Raw genomic sequence first — 15,382 nt, 5'->3', positions numbered from 1 at the left:
GAACCGAGTGCCAGGCACTCGAGCAACAGATACAGGGGCGTCGCCAAGCGGTAAGGCAGCAGGTTTTGATCCTGCCATGCGTTGGTTCGAATCCAGCCGCCCCTGCCATTTTCCTATAGTCATCCAGGCATACCCTAAGCCTCCAGGTACTGCGCGTGTCCAAGATGATGGTCTTTACGGGGAACGCCAACCCCGATCTGGCTCGGCGTGTCGTACGTCAGCTGCATATCCCTCTCGGTGACATCTCTGTTGGTAAGTTCTCCGACGGCGAGATTACCGCTGAGATCAATGAAAACGTTCGCGGTAAAGACGTCTTCATTATTCAGCCGACCTGCGCTCCGACCAACGATAACCTGATGGAACTCGTCGTGATGGCTGATGCCTTCCGTCGTTCCTCGGCGACTCGAATCACTGCTGTAATTCCTTACTTTGGTTATGCCCGTCAGGATCGCCGTCCGCGTTCTGCTCGTGTGGCTATAAGCGCTAAAGTGGTTGCGGACATGCTCACCGTCGTTGGTATCGACCGTGTGCTGACCGTTGACCTGCACGCTGACCAGATTCAAGGCTTCTTCGATATTCCGGTAGATAACATCTACGGCTCCCCGGTTCTGGTGGATGACATCGAAGACCAACGCTTCGAAAACCTGATGATCGTTTCCCCGGATATCGGCGGCGTCGTGCGCGCACGTGCGGTTGCCAAATCCCTGGGTGTGGATCTGGGCATCATCGACAAGCGCCGCGAGAAGGCCAATCACTCCGAAGTGATGCACATCATCGGCGACGTCGAAGGCCGTACCTGTATTCTGGTTGACGACATGGTCGATACCGCCGGCACCCTGTGCCACGCGGCCAAGGCCCTCAAAGAACATGGCGCTGCCAAGGTCTTTGCGTACTGCACACACCCTGTGCTGTCGGGTCGCGCAATCGAGAACATCGAAAATTCCGTGCTGGACGAACTGGTGGTAACTAACACCATCCCGTTGTCCGCAGCAGCACAAGCCTGTGACCGTATCCGCCAGCTGGATATCGCACCGGTTGTAGCAGAAGCGGTTCGCCGCATCAGCAACGAAGAATCGATCAGCGCGATGTTCCGTTAAGGGCCCTGCCCTCTCGAATCATCCGTTGACGAAAAGCGCCCCGCCCCAACAAGCACTGTTGGGGCGGGGCTTTTTTGCCCATCCCGGTTTGGCGCTGGTCGCAAACGCCACCCGATGATGGCTATTTTGGAGATACAAAATGACTGACTTTACTCTGAACGCCCAAGCGCGTACCGACCTGGGGAAAGGTGCGAGCCGCCGCCTGCGTCGTCTCGCCAGCTCTGTTCCTGCCGTTGTTTACGGTGGTGGCAAAGAAGCTATCTCGATCACCATCGAAGCCAAGGAAATCGCCAAGCTGTTCGAAAACGAAGCTGCTTACAGCCACGTTATCGAACTGAGCGTTGACGGTGCCAAGCAGAACGTACTGATCAAGGCCATGCAGCGTCACCCGGCCAAGCAGTTCATCATGCACGCTGACTTCATCCGCGTTGTAGCCGGCCAGAAACTGACCGCTACCGTTCCTGTGCACTTCATCAACGAAGAAGCTCCGGTCAAGAAAGGCGGCGAAATCTCGCACACTACCACTGAACTGGAAGTGTCCTGCCTGCCTAAAGATCTGCCTGAGTTCATCGAAGTTGACCTGGGCGCGCTGGAAATCGGTGACAACGTTCACCTGTCCGACGTTAAAGCACCAAAAGGTGTTGAATTCGTCGCTCTGGCACACGGCAAGGACCTGGACATCGCAAACGTCCACGCTCCACGTGTTGTTCAGGACGAAGAAGGCACTGCAGAAGGCGAAGCTGAGTAATCATTACTCGCTAGCCGGTTGAACCCGTGATGATGCCCGGCATCATCACACTCGACCCAAGGAAGAGCCCCTGACGTGACCGCCATCCAACTGATCGTCGGCCTGGGAAATCCAGGCCCCGAATACGAACAGACCCGGCATAACGCAGGGGCTCTTTTCGTTGAGCGTATTGCCAGCGCACAGCGTGTCAATCTGACCGCTGACCGCAAGTATTTCGGTCTGACGGCTAAATTCAGCCATCAAGGCCAAGACGTTCGTCTGCTGATCCCGACGACCTACATGAACCGCAGCGGCCAGTCGGTTGCGGCTCTGGCAGGTTTTTTCCGGATCCCGGCACACGCCATTCTGGTGGCTCACGACGAACTCGACCTGCCTCCGGGCGTCGCCAAACTCAAACTGGGTGGCGGGCACGGCGGGCATAACGGCCTGCGCGACATCATTGCGCAGCTCGGCAACCAGAACGGATTCCATCGTCTGCGGCTTGGCATCGGCCACCCGGGCGATGCCAGTCTGGTCTCCAATTTCGTACTGGGTCGTGCGCCACGCGCCGAACAGGAAAAACTGGACGCCAGCATCGACTTTGCCCTCGGCGTGCTGCCGGATGTACTCGCTGGCGACTTCGCCAAGGCGATGCGCGTCCTGCACAGCCAGAAGGCCTGACATCACTCGAGGGGAAACACCATGGGATTCAATTGCGGCATCGTCGGCCTGCCCAACGTCGGCAAGTCCACCCTGTTCAACGCCCTGACCAAATCCGGTATTGCGGCGGAGAACTTTCCCTTCTGCACCATCGAACCGAACAGCGGCATCGTGGCGATGCCGGATCCACGCCTGCAGGCGCTGGCCGAGATCGTCAATCCGAAGCGCATCCTGCCGACCACGATGGAGTTCGTCGACATCGCGGGTCTGGTAGCCGGTGCGTCCAAAGGTGAAGGCCTGGGCAACAAGTTTCTGGCCAACATCCGTGAAACCGACGCCATTGCTCACGTGGTTCGCTGCTTCGAAGACGAGAACGTGATTCATGTCTCCAACAGCGTCGACCCCAAGCGTGACATCGAGATCATCGACCTGGAGCTGATTTTCGCCGACCTCGACAGCTGCGAGAAACAGCTGCAGAAAGTCGCGCGCAACGCCAAGGGCGGCGACAAGGATGCCGTGGTCCAGAAGGGCCTGCTGGAAAAACTGATCGCTCACTTCACCGAAGGCAAGCCTGCGCGCAGCCTGATGAAGAACATGGGCGCCGATGAGAAAGCCGTGATCAAAGGCTTCCATCTGCTGACCACCAAGCCGGTCATGTACATCGCCAACGTGGCCGAAGACGGGTTTGAAAACAACCCGCATCTGGACGTCGTTCGCGCGATCGCCGAAGAAGAAGGCGCAATGCTGGTTCCGGTCTGCAACAAGATCGAGGCAGAGATCGCCGAGCTCGACGACGGTGAAGAAAAGGACATGTTCCTCGAAGCCCTCGGCCTCGAAGAACCCGGTCTGAACCGCGTCATTCGCGCCGGCTATGAAATGCTTCACCTGCAGACCTATTTCACTGCCGGTGTCGAAGAAGTACGCGCCTGGACCGTGCGCGTGGGTGCAACCGCGCCGCAAGCGGCAGGCGTGATTCACACCGACTTCGAGAAAGGCTTCATCCGCGCCGAGTGCATCGCCTACAACGACTTCATCCAGTACAAGGGCGAAGCCGGTGCCAAGGAAGCAGGCAAATGGCGTCTGGAAGGCAAGGACTACATCGTCAAGGACGGCGACGTGCTGCACTTCCGTTTTAACGTTTGATGGATTGCGGCAACGGCCGCGCACTTGCTGAACGACGAGGCCCCCGCATCAATGGATGCGGGGGCCTTTTGTTTTCTGGCTTGTGAGGCGAACCGAGCAGTCAGTCCTTATTCACTGCGGCGCCGTCAGGGCAACGTTTGACGGGCTCTACGACAGCCCCCTCCTTTCCATCCGCAACGAAGTCGGCGCGCCGTTGTGCCACCGCATCGCGAAGCGCCAGGTAGTAATCGGGCCGCTGCTGCAATCTGTCCGTGACAGGCAGCAGACGCGCTCGCCCGTCAACGACGCCGCCCACCGTATTGGCCGTGCCGAGCGCATCGACTGTATCGCTGTTATCCCCGAACGGGTCGATGGCGAAACTCAGCAACTTGCCAACGGCGTCTCTCGCATTGGCGGAGCCCAGCAGCGGCAGCTCGATGATAGGGCCATCGGCGATGTTCCAGACCCCGAAAGTCTGTCCGAAATCGGCTTTGTGGCGTTCGATGCCAAGCTTGCCTGAAACATCGATCAACCCCACCACGCCTGCCGTCGAGTTGATGACGAAACGCCCTAGGGTGTTGATCGAGCGCTGGGCATTGCCCTGCAAAAGATCGTTGATGAAGACTTTCGGCTCTCCGAAGTTCGCCACGAAGTTATGCACACCCGTCTGTATGAAACCGGGCAAATGCAAATAGCCTCTGGCCACCGGCGCCAGGGCGTAGTCGTCGACACCTCGGTTGAGTACGAAAATGCCTCGGTTGAAGGACTCGGCCGGGTCGTGGATCGTGTACGACGCGCGGTCACAGGATGCCGAGCCAACAGGCAGCGTGTTCGCGCAGCCACTGGCGAGCAGCGCGAGACAGCCCGCGACGGCAGATCGAACAGAAGGCGAAACCGATTTGATAATGGGCATGCGAGCATCTCGGGCAAGGACTGAGGCCAATGCTGCATGCGCTTTCTTGCTCGATGATTGCCGGATTATTGCCCGTCAGGCGCTTTATTTCCGGATTGAAATATATGACGCAGCGGCTTGAATGATTTTAGATACGCACTCATGTTCATTCCGGCAGCGTGTCCCCTGTGACTCATCTATTACTGGTCGACGACGACCTTGAAGTCCTCGCGCTTCTGCAGAAATTCCTCGCGCAGCACGGTTACAGCGTCGACATTGCCACCGACGGAGCGTCGCTGTGGAACGCGATCGAACGCCGTAAGCCTGACCTGATCATCCTCGACGTCATGTTGCCGGGCGACAGCGGCCTGGTGCTGTGCCAACGCTTGCGCGCGGAGCACAACGTTGCGGTCATCATGCTGACGGCGATGGGTGAGCTCAGCGATCGCGTCGTCGGGCTGGAGCTTGGTGCCGACGATTACCTGACCAAGCCCTTCGATGCACGGGAGCTTCTGGCCAGAGTCCGCGCGGTGCTCAGACGTACGGCGCAACTGCAAGGCACTGTCGGCGATACGCCGCGCCCTGCTCTGGAGTTCGCGGGCTGGCGACTCGACGTGACCCGACGCGAATTGCGCTCGCCGGAAAGGGTCATGATCCCGCTCTCTGCCGGTGAGTTCGAACTGCTGCTGGTGTTCGCCGAACATCCGCAGCGCATCCTGACGCGTCAGCAATTGCTGGACATGGCGCGCGGCGAGACCCATGACGCCTTCGATCGCAGCGTCGATGTTCAGGTCAGCAGGCTGCGCCGCAAGCTGGAGGCGGACCTGAGCAGCGCCCCGATCATCCGGACCATCCGCAACGTCGGTTATCTGTTCACGCCCTCGGTGATCAAAAAGTGAACCTGATGGAAGGCTTACGGGACAGACTCAGCCGCCCGCGCGACACCGTGGCCCGCTGGATCGCATTGACGACCATGGCAGCGATGCTCGCCTCACTGGCGCTCAACGGTGTGGTCAGCGTGTTTGGGGGTGTCTGGGCAAGGCCACCGCTGATGGAAACGGGCCTGATGGAAAAGGCAGCCGCGATCACGCGCATCATCGACTCGGTTCCGACTGCACAACGGGCCGCCATTGCCGCCGCCGCCAGCGATCGGGACTTCAGCAGTCAATGGCTGCCGCACCACGAAGACGCGCATCTGCCAGCCATCGAAGATCCGACATTCCGCACCGGCTCGGCATTGCTTCGACGGCTGCTGAGCAGGCCTGACGCGAGCATCGAAGCCTATGAACCTGCCGACTGGCCAAGCGGCGCGGCAAGCAGCCGCTATGCCCTGATGATTGAATTGAGCGACCGCTCGTGGGTGATGTATTCAGTGCCCACGCGCAGTTGGGGACTTGGGGAGCTGCCGCGCAACCTGATCATCATTGCGCTGATCCTGTCCTCCACGATGGTCGTCGCATTGATTGCCACGCGGCATCTCGCAGGTCCTCTGGAGCGTTTCGCACAAGGTGCAAGGCGCTTCGGCACCGATTTCCGCGCGCCGCCGATTCCGGTGATCGGCCCTCAGGAAATCCGTCAGGCCATCCTTGCATTCAACGCCATGCAGGCGCAGATCCAGCACTTTCTGCATGACCGCACGCAAATGCTCGCCGCCATTTCCCATGACTTGCGCGCACCGTTGACCCGCATGCGCCTGCGCGGCGAGTTCATTGAAGACGCCGAGCAGCAATCCCGGCTGTTCCGGGACGTCGATGAAATGCAGGCGATGGTGAACTCGGCGCTGGATTTCTTCCGCGACGATGCGCGGCTTGAAGAAGCGACCGCGTTCGATCTGGCCCAACTGCTGCAAACCGTGGTCGACGACTTCAAGGATGCAGGCGCGGAGGTAACATTCCACGGGCCTAACAGGCTCGTTTACATGGGTCGTCCGATCGGCATCAAACGCGCGTTGGTGAATGTAGTGGAGAACGCCGTCAAGTACGGACGCGAGCCTGAGGTTTACCTCGGGGCGCACGCCGAACATGTGTTGATCCAGGTGAAGGATCGCGGACCAGGTATCAATTCAGAACTTCATGAAAAAGTGTTCACGCCGTTCTTTCGCGTCGAGGGATCGCGTAATCGAACGACCGGCGGCGTCGGGCTGGGCTTGTCCGCAGCGCGGGCGACGGTGCTGGAGCACGGTGGAACGCTGAGCCTGCACAACCGCCAGCAAGGCGGGCTCGAAGCCCGCGTTGTGCTGCCGCTCGGCTGAAGGCGCGCGTCAGACGATCGGTTGGGCCGCGCGAAACAGCAGGACTTTGCCCTCGCGCTTGAGCGTGACGTCACGAAAGTGCTGACGCAAGTGCGCTTCGAAGCCGAGCTGGGTATCGCCGCGGTTCCCGAAAATGCCTTTCTTGTTGTACACCGCCATCAATTTGCGGCCGAAACCATTGTGCCCGGCCTCATCACCCAGAATCGTCGCGCCGAACAGGACGCCGCCCGGCTGCAGGTTGTGCTTGAGCGTGCCGAAGATGGCGGCCTTGGCGTCCAGCGGACCCGGCAAACAATGCAGCAGATAGAACAGCGAAATGGAGTCGAACAGCTCATCGCCCGGAATGGGGGTCATGACATCGTGCTGAAGGGTTCGTGTACCTGGCCGATCGATCCTGCGCTTGGCCGCTTCCAGGCTGCTCGGGTTGAGGTCGAGCAACGTGATCTGGGTGTCCGCCGGCAGTTGCGCGTTGGCCAGGTAGTAACCGGTGCCCACGCCAATGTCCAGATGACGAAGGCCTGCGTTGGCGCGGAAGAATGGCAGCAGGACCTCTTTGGTCGGGCAGCGCCAGGCGTAACGATTGGAGATGCCCAGCACCCACGCGTCGTACAGCGCCAAGGTGAATGGAGAATAAACCGCCGCGCCTGCGGCACTGCTGTCAGTCATGAGAACGCCTTGCGAAAGAATGAGTGGAAGCCCGAAAAATGACGATTCTTATACGTCAGCCGCGATCGAGCGACCACTATCTGAGCGTATATGAAGGCACTGTGCTCACCGACATAGCGCGGTCCGTGCGGCCCGACCGACGCCACGTGCTCGGCGGGCTCTTGTAGGACCGGCTTTAGCCGGGAAGGCGTCGGGTATCACGCCGTCGAATGGAGGGTGTTCGTGCAGGCCTCTTCCCGGCTGAAGCCGGTCCTACGGACACTGCCCGCTTCGCAGGACCGGCTTTAACTGCCGGGGCTGTCATCAGCTCAGCTGGAATCTGGCGGTGTTGTCGCTCAACGCGCGACTGCCTTTGCTCAGCGTGTCGGCGGCCTGATTCACCGCGCGTGCACCCTCCAGCAATCGCCCGGCCGCCTGGTCAACGTGCTGGATATTGCCGCTGACTTCATCGGCCGTCGCTGCCTGCTCTTCCACTGCGGTGGCGATCTGCGCCAGGGTGTCGGTGACGACTTGAACGGCGTTGGCAATCTCGCCCAGGCGCTCGCCCAGGCCGGTGACCGATTGCGCATCGCTCACCGCCTGGCCACACGCGGCTTCCATCAGGGTGACGGCCTGGCTGACCGTCGAGCGCAGACTGTCGACCGTGCCGGCGATTTGCGCAGTCGAGGCCTGCGTGCGCTGGGACAGACTGCGCACCTCGTCGGCCACCACGGCAAAACCACGTCCCTGCTCGCCCGCCCGAGCGGCTTCGATAGCAGCGTTGAGCGCCAGCAGGTTGGTCTGTTCTGCGATGCCGCGAATGGTGTCCACCACCGATTGAATCTGCTGCCCTTGCTCGCTGACACGGCCCAGGGCATTGGCCGTATCAGTGAGTTTCTGATTCAACTGCTGGATACTCGCCGTTGTGCGCAGGCTGTCGCGACTGCTGTCTTCGGCAATCTGCCGCGTCTGTTGCGCGCTGCCGGACGCCTCCTCACAGCTTTTGGCAACGCCCAGCGACGTCGCGGCCAGCTGAGTGGCCGCCGCTGCGATCTGGCTGATCTGCTGCTGCTGATCTTCCACCTCATTGAGCGTGCTGCCCGACTGCGAATTGAGCGTCAGCACCGCCGAGCCGAGTTGCTGGGTTTCGTGGTTGACGCCCAGCAGGCTGGTACGCAACTGCACGACCGCAACGTTGAGCGCGGTGCTGATCGCCGCCAGCTCGTCGCGCCCTTGCACCGGAACCTCGACGCACAGATTGCCGTCACGAAGGGACTCGGCCAGGGTCGTGATGCCCTGAGCACTGCGACGAATCGAGGCCTGCAGGCACATGAACAGATACAACGCGGCCACAGCAAGAATGCTGAACGTCGCGGCAACCGGGATGAACTGACGGATGCTGCGATCGTGGTAGTAATCCAGCCGGCTGTGCAACGAGGACAAGGACTGATTACGCAGCGCAGCCAGAGCCTGGAGCGTGCTGTCGACGCTGCGCTCGAAGGCTGATGTATCAAGCTTGATCGTGCCGCCGAAAACGCCGTCATCGAGGGTTTTCAGTTCGGTGTCCAGGCGCTGAAGACTGTCGTTGTACTGACGCGTCCAGACCTCCATGCCAGGGTAGGATTTCGCCTGCAACGAGCTCACGGTCTTGACCAACTGGTCGCGAGCGTCGCCGATGCGACTGCGCAGGTCACGCATCTGTAAACGGCTCTGCAAGGTGAACTGCCCCGAAGCAATCGACGATTGACCGATGCTGGCCATCCGACCAATACGCTCGATCAGATCCGGCGCCTGTTGCGTGGCGACTTGCATCAGCAAGTAGGTTTCAAGCCATGGGTCGAGGATCAGCCCGCTGTCGATGGCGATCTGCTCACGCAGACTTTGCAGCGCCGTCAGCGCCGCCGTGAAACGATCGTATCCATCGGGCCACCAGCCCACGGTACGCAGCGACTCGGAGTCCATCCCCTTGACCGATGCCTGCAGCGCCTGGAAACGGGCCATCGTATCGGCACTGACTTGGCGCGCTTTCAGCTCGTCAGCCAGGGTGGACAGGGTTTGCGAGAGCTGAGGGTTCGCGGCGTCGAGCGCAGACATGGCGGCTTTGGCGGCCGGCGTCGGATCATGAAGGATGTCGGCAGCTTTCCAGCGCGCCGCCAGGTTACGTTGCGCCGTCAGTTGGGCGTCCAGTTGATCCAGTGCAAGCAACTGACGAACCCCGGATTGCTCCTCGGAAATGACGGCCAGCTTGCTGCTGTAGTCTTGCCCGATCATCCACAGGCTGCCGGCCAGCGGCAGCATGAACAGGATGAAAAGCACCTGAAACTTGCGTGCAAACCCAAACTGTCCGAGCAGGCGGATTCCTGGCGACAAAAGACTCTGCATACCCGACTACTCCTCAGCGATAACTCCATGGCGCAGCTCGTGACCGCGGCCAGGGTCCTCAACATTACTTACAGGCAAAATGCCATGTCTCTGTTTCAAAAACGATAACCGCCCGTCTCCTGTGTCGAGGACGTATAAACGGTCGGTGATGTAGAGACGGAGCGACGTTCAGCCCGGCCCACCCTCGGGCTGGCTTAAGCAAGAAATGGACCGATAGCACGAAGCCATCTAAATGGGCACGAGCGCAAAGACGGTGCACGCAAAATGCGCCAAAGTGGGGCAAATCCACTCAACGGGTGCTGCAAAAATTGTCACCGTCGTGACATTCCCGCTGCATTTCTCGGCGGCGGCAGGGCTGAAACCCTAACCGATTGATCACACGCATAAAATTTTCAAAGAGGCGCTTGACACATCTTCGATTCGAGCGAATAATGCGCGCCACTTGGCTACATAGCTCAGTTGGTTAGAGCATAGCATTCATAATGCTGGGGTCCGGGGTTCAAGTCCCTGTGTAGCCACCAAGTACCTCAACAAAGCCCGCCTTGTGCGGGCTTTGTTGTTTCTGGCTGTCTGAAACCTGCCAGTCTCTGCGCTTGACCTATTGGGTCCAAGCGTCGCGTTAACTTCCCAGATCGACTCCATGCAGTTGACCACTGCCGGCGAGCGGCGGCTTCGAATCACAAGGCCACTCGTGACAACCGAGGGCTCGTCCAATAGATTAACCCCCCTTCGAAACGCCCAGCGCTTTTCGCGTCTCAAATCCCGTTAATGAAGTAATGGATGTTCAATGTCTGATTTTCAAACCGATGCAGCCGTGACCGCTCTGTCTTCCAAGCAAGCGTACGAAGACGCCATCAACCTCTCACAGCATGTGCCGCAGGCGAAAACCATCAGCGAAATGGTCCTGGATGCCTTTCAGAGTGCAAAGGAAAGCGATCAGATTCGCGAGTTGCGCGTTGCCATCCGTCAGGCTCACGACCGTTTCGACGATGACCAGGCGTACGAGTTGATGGGTCAGCTCAAACAGCTCAAGGACGCCGAAGCGGCCGACATGGCTGCGCTGGAAGACCTCAGCACGAAATTCCCGATCAGCCGGATTCTCTCCAGCTACAAAGACGACCCAAGCTTTCAGGAGCTGGTGTACAGCCTTGCGTTGAAGGTGCTCAACCAGACTCATCAAGCAGTGAGCAATCCGGGCGGCGGCAAGAGCAAAACCGCGCGGGCGAAAAAAGAAGCCGAAGTGTTCGTCATCAGCAAGGACGGCGCCAACGTGACGCTGCCGCTACGCACTCCGCGTTCGAAAGCCAATGTGGACCGTGAAGCCTTCGAGTTCCTCGGATTCACCTTTGTCGGCGAAGGCGATGACGCCGAGCTGCAGAGCGAAAGCTTTGTGGACAAAGACGGCAACGAGCAACCTGCCACACGCAAAAACATTATTGCCGCGATTCAGCAGCAGACGGCGTTCGAAGGGTACAGCGCCGCTCAGCAGTAAAACGGCAATCGATGCAATTGCCATGGTTCTGGTCTACACCCAATTGGACCTGTCGACGGGAGCGCCACTGTAGGCCTCCCGCGACGCTCGTCCTGCGGGAAACCCGAATCAAGGAATTCAACGTCCATGCCCGATGCCAAGCAACCGCGTAATGGCGGCCAGATTCTCGTCCAGGCGCTGCTGCACAATGCCGCTGACACGATTTACTGCGTTCCCGGCGAAAGCTATTTGCCGGTGCTCGACGCACTGCACGACGCGACCTCGATTCGCACCTTCGTCACCCGTCACGAAGGCGCGGCCTCGAACATGGCCGACGCCTACGGCAAGCTGACCGGCCGCCCCGGCATCTGCTTCGTGACGCGCGGCCCCGGTGCGACCCACGCCAGCAACGGCGTACACACTGCCCGACAGGACTCGACACCGATGATTCTGTTCATCGGCCAGATCGAAAGCGCGTTCAAAGGGCGCGAGGCCTTTCAGGAAGTGGACTACGTGCAGATGTTCGGCGGTCTGGCGAAGTGGGCGACCGAAATCGACAGCATCGAGCGCATTTCGGAAGTCGTCAGTAAAGCGTTCAGCATCGCCATGTCGGGTCGTCCAGGCCCGGTGGTCGTTGCCCTGCCCGAACAGATATTGTTCGGCAGCGCCGCAGTGGCCGACGCGCAACCGGTGCGCATTGCGCGCGCATCGCCTGACAGCGCCTCACTCACGTCGCTGCGCAGCCTGCTCGCTGCGGCAAAACAGCCGCTGGTGATCGTCGGGGGCACAGGCTGGGACGCAGCTTCCAGCGATGCGCTGCGGCGCTTCATACACGCCAACGATCTGCCCGTGGCTGCGTCGTTCAGACGCCAGGACCTGTTCGACAATCGCGACAGACATTACGTCGGCCAACTCGGTCTGGGCACCTCGCCCAAGCTTCTGGAGCGAGTGAGGACGAGCGACTTGCTAGTGGTGATCGGCTCCCGGCTGAGCGAAACGGTGTCCCAGGGCTACACGCTGATCGAGAGCCCGACGCCTCAACAGCCGATGATTCATGTGCACCCCGATCCTCAGGAGCTCAATCGCGTCTATCACTCGCGCTTGCCCATCCTGTCGTCGCTTCGCGAATTCGCCCACGCCGCCGCAGCCATGGAGCCGGTTGTCAGCAGCGCCTGGAAAACCTGGACCAGCGAAGCGCGGGCCGACTATCTGGAGCATTCGACACCGCCGCTCGCGCACCCGCAACTGGCGGGCGTGGACATGGGCGCGGTGGTGGCGCATTTGAATGAGGTATTGCCGGACGACGCGGTCATCACCAACGGCGCGGGCAACTACACCGTGTGGGTTCATCGTTTCTATCGCTACCGCCAGCCAGCCACCGAACTGGCGCCGACCAATGGCGCGATGGGCTACGGCTTGCCGGCAGCCATTGCGGCCAAACTGCATGCCCCACACAGAACTGTCGTCTGCTTTGCTGGCGATGGCTGCTTCATGATGTACCCTCAGGAGCTGGCCACGGCAATGCAATACAACGCGCCGATAGTGGTCATTGTGGTGAACAACGGCATGCTTGCGACCATTCGCATGCATCAGGAGCGGGAATATCCAGGACGCGTGTCGGCCACTGGGCTGGCGAATCCGGATTTCATCGCTCTGGCCAAATCCTTCGGTGCTCATGCCGAGCGGGTCGAACGCAGCGAAGATTTCCCGGCAGCCTTTCAGCGTGCGCAAGAAGCGGGCGTCGCTGCGCTGATCGAGTTGCGCGTCGATCCACGGCAGATCACACCCCAGGCTCGTCTTGATTAAGAGGTGTTGCGCAATGCAGATTCTTGGTGAAACGATCATCGGTCAACGTACGGTTCAAGGCCAGGGAGGGGAAGTGTTCGCCCTCGCCGCCGCGACTGGCGAGCCACTCACGCCCACCTTCGGCGCCAGCACGCCCGCCGATGTCCAGGCCGCTTGCGAACTGGCCGAAGCGTCGTTCGACCGCTACCGGCAACTGAGCGACGAACAGCGCGCCACGTTCCTGGACGCCATTGCGCAGGGGTTGCTGGATCTGGGTGACGTGCTGATCGAACGGGTTCACGTTGAAAGCGGGCTGCCCCGCCCCCGGCTTGAAGGTGAGCGGATGCGCACCGTCAACCAGCTCCGGCTGTTCGCCAGCCTGCTGCGCGACGGTCGCTGGCATGGCGCGGTGGTCGATACCGCGATGCCCGAACGCCAGCCCCTGCCACGCGCCGACCTGCGCCTGCGCCGCATCGGCCTGGGCCCGGTCGCAGTCTTCGGCGCCAGCAACTTTCCTCTCGCGTTCTCGGTAGCCGGCGGCGACACCGCATCGGCGCTGGCCGCTGGCTGTCCGGTCATCGTCAAGGCGCACCCGGCTCACTTGGGCACCAGCGAGCTGGTCGGCCGAGTGATTCAAAAAGCTGCACGCGAAACGAGCATGCCAGAAGGCGTTTTCTCGTTGCTGATCGACAAGGATATTTCGGTCGGTCAGGCGCTGGTCAGCCACCCGCTGATTCAGGCAGTCGGTTTCACCGGCTCCCGCCGTGGCGGACTGGCGCTGGTCGCTGCCGCTCAGGCGCGACCTGTGCCGATCCCGGTTTACGCCGAAATGAGCAGCATCAACCCGGTCTTTCTGCTGCCCTCGGCGTTGTCAGCCCGGGCTGAAAGCATCGCCAGAGGTTTCGTCGACTCACTGGTGTTGGGCGGCGGACAGTTCTGCACGAACCCGGGCCTGCTGCTGGCCCTGGAAAGCGATGCGCTGGAGAGCTTCGTTTCAGCCGCCGCGACAGCGCTGGCCGACAAAACCCCGACGACGATGCTGACGCCCAACATTCATGGCGCTTACTGCAACGGTTTGAACAATCTGCATAACGCAGCGGGCGTGACACTGGTGGCCGAGGGCCGTGAGGCGGAGGGTTCGTTTCAGGCGCGACCTGCTTTTTTCCGCACGGACTCGTCCACCTTCCTCGCCAACCCTGCACTGGAAGACGAGAACTTCGGGCCCAGCGCGCTGTTGATCGTCTGCAAGGACGCTGCCGACCTGCAGAAAGTGGCCTCAAAATTCGACGGTCAGCTGACCGTGACGCTGCATTACGACGAGGGTGATCAGGCGATGGCTCAGGCGTTGCTGCCGACGCTGGAGCGCAAGGCCGGACGCATTCTGTTCAACGATTTCCCGACCGGTGTCGAAGTCAGTTACTCGATGGTCCATGGCGGGCCGTTCCCGGCGACGTCCGATAGCCGAAGCACTTCAGTGGGCGCTACGGCCATCGATCGCTTCCTGCGTCCGGTCTGCTATCAGAACGTCCCTGATTCGCTGCTGCCGCCGGCGCTGCAGCAGGGCAATCCGCTCCAGACCTGGCGCCTGATCAACGGTCAGCTCTCCAAAGACTGACCGGCGCACTCTCCCGCTCGCGCCACGTGCCCCGCTCGATTCTGACGGGGCACGCTGGCGAACGGACGAGGCTTCAGGGCCGCTCCAGCACCTTGCCCACCACTTCGTCGCCGATCACCATGAAGTGACCACCCGCCACATGGTGCAGCGTGCGCAGCTCATCATGACCTGCAAAATGCCAGTGCCCATCCGAAAACACGCGTTCGTCCGCCCAGGCCGCCACCACTTCGCCGATGAACAGGTCGTATTGATTCTGATTGTGTGGTTCCGGCATCAAACGGCATTCAAGCCAGGCCGCACAGCCTTCCAGCAGCGGTGCATCGACGACCCCACCCGCGAATGTTTCAAGCCCATAAGCCGTGAACTTGTCGACGTCCTTCTCATGAGAAATTTCCAGGCCGGACGTGGAGCCGACGGTTTCGACGATATCGACCTGACTGACCGTCGGCACATTGATCACGAAGGTGCCTGAGCCCTCCAGCAATTGCCGCGTCCACACGGCTTTGTCCAGCACCACCGTTACCTTCGGCGGCTGAAAATCCAGTGGCATCGCCCACGCGGCCGCCATGATATTGCGCTGCCCGGCATGCGCTGCACTGATCAGCACGGTCGGGCCGTGGTTGAGCAGGCGGTAGCACTTGGCCAAAGGTACTGAACGTCGATGAGAAGCGGTCATGGAAACAATCCCGGAAAAGAAAATCTGTTCAGGAAATTACAGGGATTTGAGTACGCAGG

The 15,382-nt window shown here is 60.5% G+C and carries 13 protein-coding genes and 2 tRNA genes; 11 read left to right on the top strand and 4 right to left on the bottom strand.

Annotated elements, in window-relative coordinates; translation table 11 throughout:
• Nucleotides 1–33: 33 nt before the first annotated feature.
• The 5 genes from QRN36_RS19505 to ychF all read left to right on the top strand — a co-directional run bounded on the left by QRN36_RS19505 (nucleotide 34) and on the right by ychF (nucleotide 3,627).
• Nucleotides 34–108 (top strand) — tRNA-Gln (locus QRN36_RS19505).
• A 47-nt stretch (nucleotides 109–155) separates the two neighbouring features.
• The gene (locus QRN36_RS19500; RefSeq protein WP_093462390.1) at nucleotides 156–1,097 is read left to right on the top strand and encodes a ribose-phosphate pyrophosphokinase; all 942 of its coding nucleotides are present in this window, start codon (nucleotides 156–158) and stop codon (nucleotides 1,095–1,097) included.
• A gap of 139 nt (nucleotides 1,098–1,236) precedes the next feature.
• The gene (locus QRN36_RS19495; RefSeq protein WP_285425573.1) at nucleotides 1,237–1,845 is read left to right on the top strand and encodes a 50S ribosomal protein L25/general stress protein Ctc; all 609 of its coding nucleotides are present in this window, start codon (nucleotides 1,237–1,239) and stop codon (nucleotides 1,843–1,845) included.
• A 75-nt stretch (nucleotides 1,846–1,920) separates the two neighbouring features.
• On the top strand, nucleotides 1,921–2,505 hold the full coding sequence (pth, locus tag QRN36_RS19490; RefSeq protein WP_093462395.1) for an aminoacyl-tRNA hydrolase: 585 nt from the start codon (nucleotides 1,921–1,923) through the stop codon (nucleotides 2,503–2,505).
• Between the two features lie 21 nt (nucleotides 2,506–2,526).
• A complete protein-coding gene (gene ychF / locus QRN36_RS19485; protein WP_093462398.1) occupies nucleotides 2,527–3,627 on the top strand; it encodes a redox-regulated ATPase YchF in 1,101 nt (366 codons plus the stop codon).
• 100 nt (nucleotides 3,628–3,727) lie between these two features.
• Here the strand turns inward: ychF and QRN36_RS19480 are convergent, their stop codons facing one another.
• Nucleotides 3,728–4,519 carry a VacJ family lipoprotein gene (locus QRN36_RS19480; RefSeq protein ID WP_285425572.1) on the bottom strand — a complete coding sequence of 264 codons (792 nt, stop codon included), beginning with the start codon at nucleotides 4,517–4,519 and terminating at the stop codon, nucleotides 3,728–3,730.
• Between the two features lie 167 nt (nucleotides 4,520–4,686).
• On the opposite strand from QRN36_RS19480, the gene QRN36_RS19475 reads away from it, so the two are divergent.
• Together QRN36_RS19475 and QRN36_RS19470 are read left to right on the top strand one after the other, a co-directional pair.
• Nucleotides 4,687–5,397, top strand: coding sequence for a response regulator transcription factor (locus QRN36_RS19475; protein WP_285425570.1), 711 nt, complete (start codon nucleotides 4,687–4,689; stop codon nucleotides 5,395–5,397).
• Nucleotides 5,398–5,402: 5 nt separating this feature from the next.
• Nucleotides 5,403–6,749, top strand: a complete 1,347-nt coding sequence (locus tag QRN36_RS19470; protein WP_306470482.1) for an ATP-binding protein — start codon at nucleotides 5,403–5,405, stop codon at nucleotides 6,747–6,749.
• Nucleotides 6,750–6,758: 9 nt separating this feature from the next.
• Here the strand turns inward: QRN36_RS19470 and QRN36_RS19465 are convergent, their stop codons facing one another.
• Both QRN36_RS19465 and QRN36_RS27675 read right to left on the bottom strand, forming a co-directional pair.
• Complete coding sequence (locus QRN36_RS19465) at nucleotides 6,759–7,415, bottom strand: bifunctional 2-polyprenyl-6-hydroxyphenol methylase/3-demethylubiquinol 3-O-methyltransferase UbiG (protein WP_285425568.1); 657 nt, start codon at nucleotides 7,413–7,415, stop codon at nucleotides 6,759–6,761.
• 303 nt (nucleotides 7,416–7,718) lie between these two features.
• Nucleotides 7,719–8,726, bottom strand: coding sequence for a methyl-accepting chemotaxis protein (locus tag QRN36_RS27675; protein WP_373568773.1), 1,008 nt, complete (start codon nucleotides 8,724–8,726; stop codon nucleotides 7,719–7,721).
• 1,494 nt (nucleotides 8,727–10,220) lie between these two features.
• Here QRN36_RS27675 and QRN36_RS19455 point away from each other — a divergent pair.
• The 4 genes from QRN36_RS19455 (at nucleotide 10,221) to QRN36_RS19440 (ending at nucleotide 14,647) form a co-directional block, all read left to right on the top strand.
• Nucleotides 10,221–10,297, top strand: a tRNA-Met gene (locus QRN36_RS19455).
• A gap of 266 nt (nucleotides 10,298–10,563) precedes the next feature.
• A complete protein-coding gene (locus tag QRN36_RS19450; protein WP_285425566.1) occupies nucleotides 10,564–11,268 on the top strand; it encodes a hypothetical protein in 705 nt (234 codons plus the stop codon).
• 126 nt (nucleotides 11,269–11,394) lie between these two features.
• Nucleotides 11,395–13,053: a thiamine pyrophosphate-binding protein gene (locus tag QRN36_RS19445; RefSeq protein ID WP_285425565.1), complete on the top strand. Its 1,659-nt coding sequence runs from the start codon at nucleotides 11,395–11,397 to the stop codon at nucleotides 13,051–13,053.
• A gap of 13 nt (nucleotides 13,054–13,066) precedes the next feature.
• Nucleotides 13,067–14,647 (top strand): aldehyde dehydrogenase (NADP(+)), encoded by a 1,581-nt coding sequence (locus QRN36_RS19440; RefSeq protein WP_285425564.1) that lies wholly within the window; start codon nucleotides 13,067–13,069, stop codon nucleotides 14,645–14,647.
• A gap of 73 nt (nucleotides 14,648–14,720) precedes the next feature.
• On the opposite strand, the gene QRN36_RS19435 is transcribed toward QRN36_RS19440, so the two are convergent.
• Entirely contained in the window at nucleotides 14,721–15,323 is a 603-nt protein-coding gene (locus QRN36_RS19435) for a flavin reductase family protein (RefSeq protein WP_285425563.1), read from the bottom strand.
• Nucleotides 15,324–15,382 lie beyond the last annotated feature (59 nt).

Origin of the sequence: Pseudomonas sp. efr-133-TYG-103a, from assembly GCF_030209235.1 — a bacterium.
GTDB lineage: Bacteria > Pseudomonadota > Gammaproteobacteria > Pseudomonadales > Pseudomonadaceae > Aquipseudomonas.
The sequence above is the reverse complement of the archived record's forward strand: the minus strand, read 5'-3'. Positions and strand labels throughout refer to the sequence as shown.